The following is a 7126-nucleotide window of genomic DNA, read 5'->3' as shown; positions in this document are numbered from 1 at the left end:
GATTGAAGCAAAGCTTGACAAAAAAATTGATAGAAACTGAACCTTTGTTTAAAGGTATATGTAATCTGAAATGGAGCACGAAATGTTTCATTAACCTATTACAGAAATGTAAACATCAGTTGAAACATAAGCTATTCCGTACCCATCCGTGCCTGCATCAATCTTGGCATAGGTTGAACAGGAGTCGCTGGGCTTGTGTGGAAGTGGTAAAGAACGGGGCTTTAGCATGCAGGGTACGGCAGGGACAATAAAAGGTGATGCCGATGTATCGAATGGTTTTGCTGACGATTCTCTGGATATTAACAGTTCTGTTACTGCTGTTCTCGTTTATCAGCTTTGCTGGTGTGGTGGCTCGGATACCCGCTCTCATCAGTCTGGTGATTGCCGTTGGAGTTAGCCTTTATCGGAAACGAAGTACCTCCTGGTTGTGGACAGTAACCTGGATCATCGGAATCCTCGTAGCCCTGAGTCCCGTTTATTCGACTGTCACAGCGCATGGAACTTCGGCAAGCTCGTCGATACAGGCGACAGCACGTCACCATGCCTAAGACTTGCAGGGTAGATAGGCTCGGTGGTGAATAACGGAACGCAGTCGATAGCAAAACGTTACTTGCTTTACACAGTATAGCTTTGGGAAGGAGTCGATTCCGTTGATGCTCTTCGTGTTGGCGATAGCATTCCTGCTTTTATTCTTAAGCGGTATATTTCAGCTATTTCAGGCTTTGTGGGAATTGAGAGTCGGAAGCAATAGGAACGCATTTGTTGGTAAGGGCATGCTGGGGGTTGGGCTGATAGCGATCTCATTTTTAGTGCCGTATCTCGTAATGTTCATGTCATCTGTTCAACATGTCCAACAGGCAAACCTGCCGTAGTTTCTGTTCTCACTATGTCACTAAATGGCGACAAGAGCTTTTCGTGGCTAATCGTCTTCAACACCAAGGACACGTTAGCGACAGAAGAACAAGGTGGGGAGTAATGATGCGAGAAATTTGGGCTTTGTCTATGGTTGGTTGTCTTGCAGTCACGGGTTGCTCGATTATGGCAAAGCCTTCGCCAAATCCGAATGATTATAAGGTGTCGTTTTCGATTGACAACAGTGTACCCTTCCTTACATCTCCAAAGGGGCAACATCAAACCCAGTTTAACGTCGATGTGTCGAAGTGGAATCAGGACTATAATAAACAGAAATGTGAAGTGTTCCTGATCGTGACCGACAAATCCGCGCCCGTTGTTGACCTGGAAACTGACAACGCCAACAACTTTGCTTATGGTGGCTGGTACAATCTGAACGCCGAAAACCCTACATTGAAATCACTTAGCTTACAGCCGATAACAACTCAACGTGTACCAAACAATTGGTTCAACGTCGTGAATGGAACCCAAGCATCAGCCAGATTTATCGCGCGCACCGATAGCCCAGTGAATCCAAAGGACTGGCGATTCGTAATTATGGCGATTCAAGGTGACGGAGGCAAGGTCAAGGTGCTGTGGACGAAAGAGGTTGCACCGACATAAATGCCGTTGGGGTCAGGTCATGGAAGTTGAAAATTTTCCGCGTTTATCTCATACAGGGAGATCATGTCTGGTATTCGTGAACGACTGCCACACGTGATTCCTTTCCGTAGAGGCATTTGTCAGCAACGCGAAGACTGGAAATCCAATCAACCCTATCCCGTTCAGGGGAGTTCGCTGTCGAAGATCGCGCCCATCAATTCAAGAATAATATACTAATCATTTAATCCCTTTCCATCGAGAATCTTCTGCATACATTTTTCTATTCGTGACTCACGAGTTTTGGATTGCTTGGGTGCCAAAAAATAAAGAATGTATACTCTTTGCCGTCCTGGTGTCAATGCCTCAAAAGCGGTTTTCAAGTCAGGCATTTCATCCATTTTCTTTCGAAATTCTTCAGGTATTGGCTCTGGATTCTTTTTAATATTCGGTTTCTCCCCAGATTTCTCGACTTCAATGGCTTCGTTTATATATTCTTTCAAAATGGGTTCCATCTTCACGATATCTTGAACATCAGTAAACCGAATCTGACGACCCACCTGCGTATTCTCTCCAGGTTTAATTAGAATACCGTAGGCATCCTTTAACAAGAAACCTTTCATAAAGTTCAATGAACAGTATTCTTTAAAAGCACTCATCATAACGACGTTTCGCTTCTGGTATGTGTAACAAGGCTGTGACCACTTTAATTCTTCTGTTAGCCCACAATCAAGGAGGATCGCTCTCAATTTCTTCAATTCGTCCTCCCAATTATGGACTTTGCAGTTTGGAGTGCCTCCCAATTTGCAACGCATGCACCCCTCCGTGAGATATACATCAACTTTAGGATTCATCGTTTTGGATGTCATTAAGGTACCCTCTTTTACACCTTCATCAAACCACATCTTATCGGATCAGCCCATCCGTTGCCATTGAGTAACGGCATTTATATCCGTTTGTATAATAATCGCGGTAGTGAGTGTATATAAATCAGCACGCCAAACACAAACGAGGGGAGCTACTATCCTCCCCCTCGTCCCGTGAACCATTTCTCAATCTATCCGCTCATTCGCCCTGCTCTTGAACCGTTTCCACGCTCACCGCTACCTCGTCACTGGCATTCGGCACTTCATCGCGGACTTTCACATTAAAATGCTTCTCGAACTCCTCTGTCATGATACTCAGTCGCTTCTGCACATTTTCCTTTTTCGCGCTTCCTGAACTGCACGCTTCGACATACGATTCAGGCGGAGCCTCCAAAAAACCTCTCGCCCATTCCCCAAACGTCTCCGCTGGAATCTCTATCCCCTTATGTTGCATGTCGAGCGTCAACTTGAAGAGCATAGGGATATGCACTTTCCGCAAGAGCTTTTCTTTCTCGCTGGGGAAGGCTTCATTCAGGTAGAAACAGACGTTATTGAACTGCGACTTGAATCGATTACGCTGATGGTCATCACGTAGCTTCTCAACAAACTCTTTCATTTCCTTCTTGCTAAATCCCGTTGCAGGATCGTTGAGTAAAGCGAGGATTTGCAGAACCAACTCTTGATCCACAAAGTGATTTCTCGCCGCTTTTGACAGATTCACCTTATCCGTGAAGAATGGAACTTTCGCCAGGCTCTCCACAAACTCTAATGCTGACTTGCCGAGCATCGCCCTGGTTGTCTCAATGGGGCGAAGCGGAACACCATTGTTGAGTCGGCAGAAGATATCTTCTATCTCCGACTGACTGATTTCTTCTACCACATCGATTTCAAATTGGTAATCCTGAATTCTCTGCTGAAACTCCTTGGGCAACTGCTTAAATGTCAATCCCTCTACATCCATGTCATCCACCTTGGGCTTTGGTGTTTGCGCGAAAGAGAGCGCAAATTCGTCATTGAGAAAAGCAAAAATGCTGGACAGGCGTTGCTTACCGTCCAGAAGGTAAAATACGTTCTCGTCCTTGGTGGCGAATAGATTCGGAATCGGATAACCAGCCAGAACACTGTGGATAAACATCGACTGGCGTTTCACGTCCCAGATGTTCCCCTTTCTTTGTATCGCCAAATCAAAGGACAGCTTTTTCCCCTTATACATCCGTTGCAGTTGCGAAACCTTGTGTTTGACTTTCGATGCCTTCATCACCGTCACTCCCTGGCGAAATCATGGTTCTGTTGTACCCTCACGATGAAAGGGCACAAACAATACAGTTACGTTCTCAACATTTTTCATCGACATTATAACGTAAAAGGTCAGGCACAAGGGAGATTTTATCGGGAGAATTCGGGGAAATGTAGCTTTAGTTCTCACGGATGGATGTTAGACGCGCCGCGTAGGTTGCATCGTGGAGGAAGTGTTAAACCGTACTCGTAAAGCGGGTAGCAGGTAGCCCACCACCTGATTTATTGGTATCACCTGGGTCACGTAAAAGTTGTTCCAGGTCGTTCGCAGAATTAAATCAGGCGCAGATTATGATGAGATGAACCGAAAAGTTGTTCTCGTATCTTTTAATATATAGTGGCGGTTCTCAGCCAGAACAACTTTTTGGTTCTCCATAATTAGCTCTGATTTTCTGAATGCGTGTAACGGGTTATATTTCCACACGATATTTGGTCTCAATATCTAAGGTTACACTTCAAATTTCTAAGGAAAAGACGCTCAAGAGATGACTCATTAGGTACGCGAAGCTCTTGTGACAGGATGCTATTCTTGAGCTTGTGGAACCTGGGCGCATGGGTTTCAACATGTGCCCTGCGGCACAGGGAAAATGCGATTCTGTGGCTACGATTCAACCTTTTCTGGATAGTGGAAGTCTGATCATGTTGCAACCAAAATGCAGGAGTCTTCATGAAGGATGGGCATCTCATCCCAATGATGCGACCAAGGTGGATGTCGATATTCCAAAAGACTACGTTAATCAACGGGAATGAGGTTTCTGCGGTAAGGGATAACAACTTCGTCGCAACACCGCTACTCGGTGGCTATGGCAACGCTCCCAAAGATCGCCCATTAAAATAGGTGAGGATTTTCACAAAGCTACGGCATACCGCAACGATACTTGACCTTGATAACAATTGTCACTTAAATGGAGCAACCAAGCCTTCAACGTAACGAGATCGAACGCCCCGTATTTACCTGAAACCCCTCTTTCACCCGTTCAGCCACAGCCTATTCCGTTTCCGCGTCATCGAAAGCTCCTTTTGGAAGTATGCCCTCAGGTATTTCATTGTCATCATCTTCGTCGGTAAGTTCAACCGTCCGACCGAAGAAACTCCAACCTTTGCCCTCCAACCATTCAATGAACGCATCCGTAAATTCATCTTCAGATACCGTGGTGTATACATTTCCGATGATGCGAATTATGTTCATGTCTGCTGGGCGTTCGAGCATCCATTTCTTCTCGCTGTCTGGTTTTGTTCCGCTTTTTTCATTTGTCATGGTGTCACCCTCCTGGCGAGGAAATATTAGGAAAAATACTGGGCAAAGGTGACTACTCCCTTACCCCCCCCGAATCCTTGGACAATTAACACATCAATCCAATAGCCTATGACAAACGCTCCTGACCCACTCATGCTGATGGCTCCAACAACCCCAGACATCGATCATCCATTCGCGAATCATGGCATCACGCTTGTCCCCAGGCGGTTCGTGCAAAACGTCCATGACAGTCATGGAGTACGATTGCTGAGATGGCTGTAAAGTGTCCTATGGGTGTTTCAAGCGCGCCAATAGTGTATGAACGCGCTGAACTTGTCTTCCGTTGTATCCACGTTCAATGGCATAATACAGACCAATCAATGCGAACACAGTGGTGAAGATTTTCATACCATTGCCTGAATGCTGGGCGGCGTAGACATCCACAACATGCTGATGGATGAAATCATCCCCTGTATGACTCAACGTGTACGCGGTCAGTTCACTGTATTGCTCATAACACTTCGCCGATGCGTTGTAACTATACCCCAGCAAAATCTGCTGTTTTGGTAGTGTCACTCCGCACCCTGGACAATCAATCAACACACCTCCTTGATTCCCCCTGTCGTTATCATCCCGTTCAATTTAAGACATCGCACTGTCTCCGAATTCAACGAGAAGCTCATACGCCCATATCCAACACTCAGATCAAATTGATTAGTTTTGCGTCATCTGTATCGATCAGAAAGCTTCTTAATATAAACCATGTCTTCATTAAATGCCTCTTTAGTAGCCCGAATATGCTGAGTTTCAGCAGGTTGACTGTGGCCCGTCATCCAACGGCAAGCCTTTTCAAATAATGCATTGACTGTAGCTAATTCTTCGATGAAATCCCCCTTGATTCCAGTCACCCTGGTAAACTTTATATTTGGCTCATACCGCTGTATCACGGAGTTGAAGAAGCCTTCTTCCACAATTAGCTCGCACCAAGTTCGGATGTCCGAATATGCCTTTTTTAAAGACTCCTCCAATACATCTCCCACGCAAGCCTTTGAATTTATCCTTTGCTCTTGGTCCTTTAGCTTTTTCGTTATTTCCCTGAGCGTCTCCAACTTTCCACTAAAGGTCTCAGACACAATTCCCTTGTTGGAGTTGTCGAACTCATCCACTTTGAAAAACTTATTTTCATTGTTCCTTGTTTTGGCACAAGCGTTATACAAGTAATAGTAAAACATTATGTTGTGCGTGAAAACCAAGACCTGCCTGTCCAATGACAATTGGTAAATCAGTTTTGCAATCAACTCTGAGCGTTTGTAATCCAATGAGGTAACAGGATCATCAAACAGAACGGGATTCAAATTCCTCCGCATGGTCAAATCTGTTGCAAATTCCACAAGCGCAATCGCCTTTTGCTCACCTTCACTCATGATGTCCGAAACCTTATATTCCTCGGACACCACATATTTCTTTCTAACCGTTTGCCCCTTTTGCGAATTGAGTTTTATATTCACATTTGTTACTCGAAGCTCCTGCGCGAAACGATCAAAGGTTTCAATATAACTGCTTTGGATAATTTCTTTGAACGCCTCTCCTTGTTTTTGTGTCAATGAATTTGTAGAAAATTTCTTACTCGTCTTTGTATACTCTGTTATCAAATCTCGCAATCTGAACCATTCTTCCAAGAGCGGCATTGAGACATGTAGTTTTTCATTCCGCTCTACCACCATTCTTGAAGCCTTACGCGAAGCGATGATTTCACCTATCTCTGACTCGCTTTTTTGCAGATTTCCGATGCGCTCATTTATCAGTGAGATTTCTTGCGTAATTTCTTGTGTCAAACCTGTAACGTCCAATACTACCGCGTCTGGTACATGAGATTTCTTCGTAAGGTGATCGATGAATATTTCCTTGTTACGGTTTATTAACTGAATTGACGCTTTTAGCCGTTCTATGAATTTCTCATTTTCAAACAAAGCCAACTCATCTTCAGCCAACGATATGACTACTTTTGTTAAATCATTTCGTTGTAACTCCTTGTCAATGGAAGCCTGGGCGTGCTTTGTACTGTTGCTGACATGATCAAAGTAGCTTCCCACCAATTTCACACTGCCGAAATCATAGGGACGACCGCAAAAAATACATGGGTAACCGTCAAACCGAACACACCTTGACGTTCAGTCCCGGGGAGGTGGATGGACAGTCACCGTTCGATTCACGAGATCATTCACCATTCCCGTTC

At 44.7% G+C, this 7126-nt stretch carries 5 protein-coding genes and 1 pseudogene; 1 reads left to right on the top strand and 5 read right to left on the bottom strand.

The window, feature by feature from the left end; all coding sequences use genetic code 11:
- Nucleotides 1-975 precede the first annotated feature (975 nt).
- On the top strand, nt 976-1515 hold the full coding sequence (locus tag C7445_RS12630) for a hypothetical protein (RefSeq protein ID WP_134160856.1): 540 nt from the start codon (nt 976-978) through the stop codon (nt 1513-1515).
- 212 nt (nt 1516-1727) lie between these two features.
- Here C7445_RS12630 and C7445_RS12625 read toward each other — a convergent pair whose 3' ends face one another.
- The 5 genes and pseudogenes from C7445_RS12625 to C7445_RS12605 form a co-directional block, all read right to left on the bottom strand.
- On the bottom strand, nt 1728-2360 hold the full coding sequence (locus C7445_RS12625) for a YdeI/OmpD-associated family protein (RefSeq protein ID WP_134160908.1): 633 nt from the start codon (nt 2358-2360) through the stop codon (nt 1728-1730).
- Nucleotides 2361-2556: 196 nt separating this feature from the next.
- Nucleotides 2557-3615 carry a DUF262 domain-containing protein gene (locus tag C7445_RS12620; RefSeq protein WP_134160854.1) on the bottom strand — a complete coding sequence of 353 codons (1059 nt, stop codon included), beginning with the start codon at nt 3613-3615 and terminating at the stop codon, nt 2557-2559.
- A gap of 1026 nt (nt 3616-4641) precedes the next feature.
- On the bottom strand, nt 4642-4911 hold the full coding sequence (locus C7445_RS12615; protein ID WP_134160852.1) for a hypothetical protein: 270 nt from the start codon (nt 4909-4911) through the stop codon (nt 4642-4644).
- A gap of 93 nt (nt 4912-5004) precedes the next feature.
- Nucleotides 5005-5493 (bottom strand): annotated as a pseudogene (locus C7445_RS12610) (DUF5946 family protein).
- Between the two features lie 122 nt (nt 5494-5615).
- On the bottom strand, nt 5616-7025 hold the full coding sequence (locus tag C7445_RS12605) for an AAA family ATPase (protein WP_279586220.1): 1410 nt from the start codon (nt 7023-7025) through the stop codon (nt 5616-5618).
- Between the last annotated feature and the right edge of the window lie 101 nt (nt 7026-7126).

Source organism: Alicyclobacillus sacchari (assembly GCF_004366795.1).
Lineage (GTDB): Bacteria > Bacillota > Bacilli > Alicyclobacillales > Alicyclobacillaceae > Alicyclobacillus > Alicyclobacillus sacchari.
Note: the sequence above shows the minus strand (reverse complement) of the source record. Positions and strands in the feature narration are given on the sequence as shown.

Excerpts from the sequence above, each read along its gene's own strand:
- C7445_RS12625 (WP_134160908.1), bottom strand. The coding sequence starts at position 2,360 with ATGACATCCAAAACGATGAATCCTAAAGTTGATGTATATCTCACGGAG.
- C7445_RS12615 (WP_134160852.1), bottom strand. The coding sequence starts at position 4,911 with ATGACAAATGAAAAAAGCGGAACAAAACCAGACAGCGAGAAGAAATGG.
- C7445_RS12620 (WP_134160854.1), bottom strand. The coding sequence starts at position 3,615 with ATGAAGGCATCGAAAGTCAAACACAAGGTTTCGCAACTGCAACGGATG.
- C7445_RS12630 (WP_134160856.1), top strand. The coding sequence starts at position 976 with ATGATGCGAGAAATTTGGGCTTTGTCTATGGTTGGTTGTCTTGCAGTC.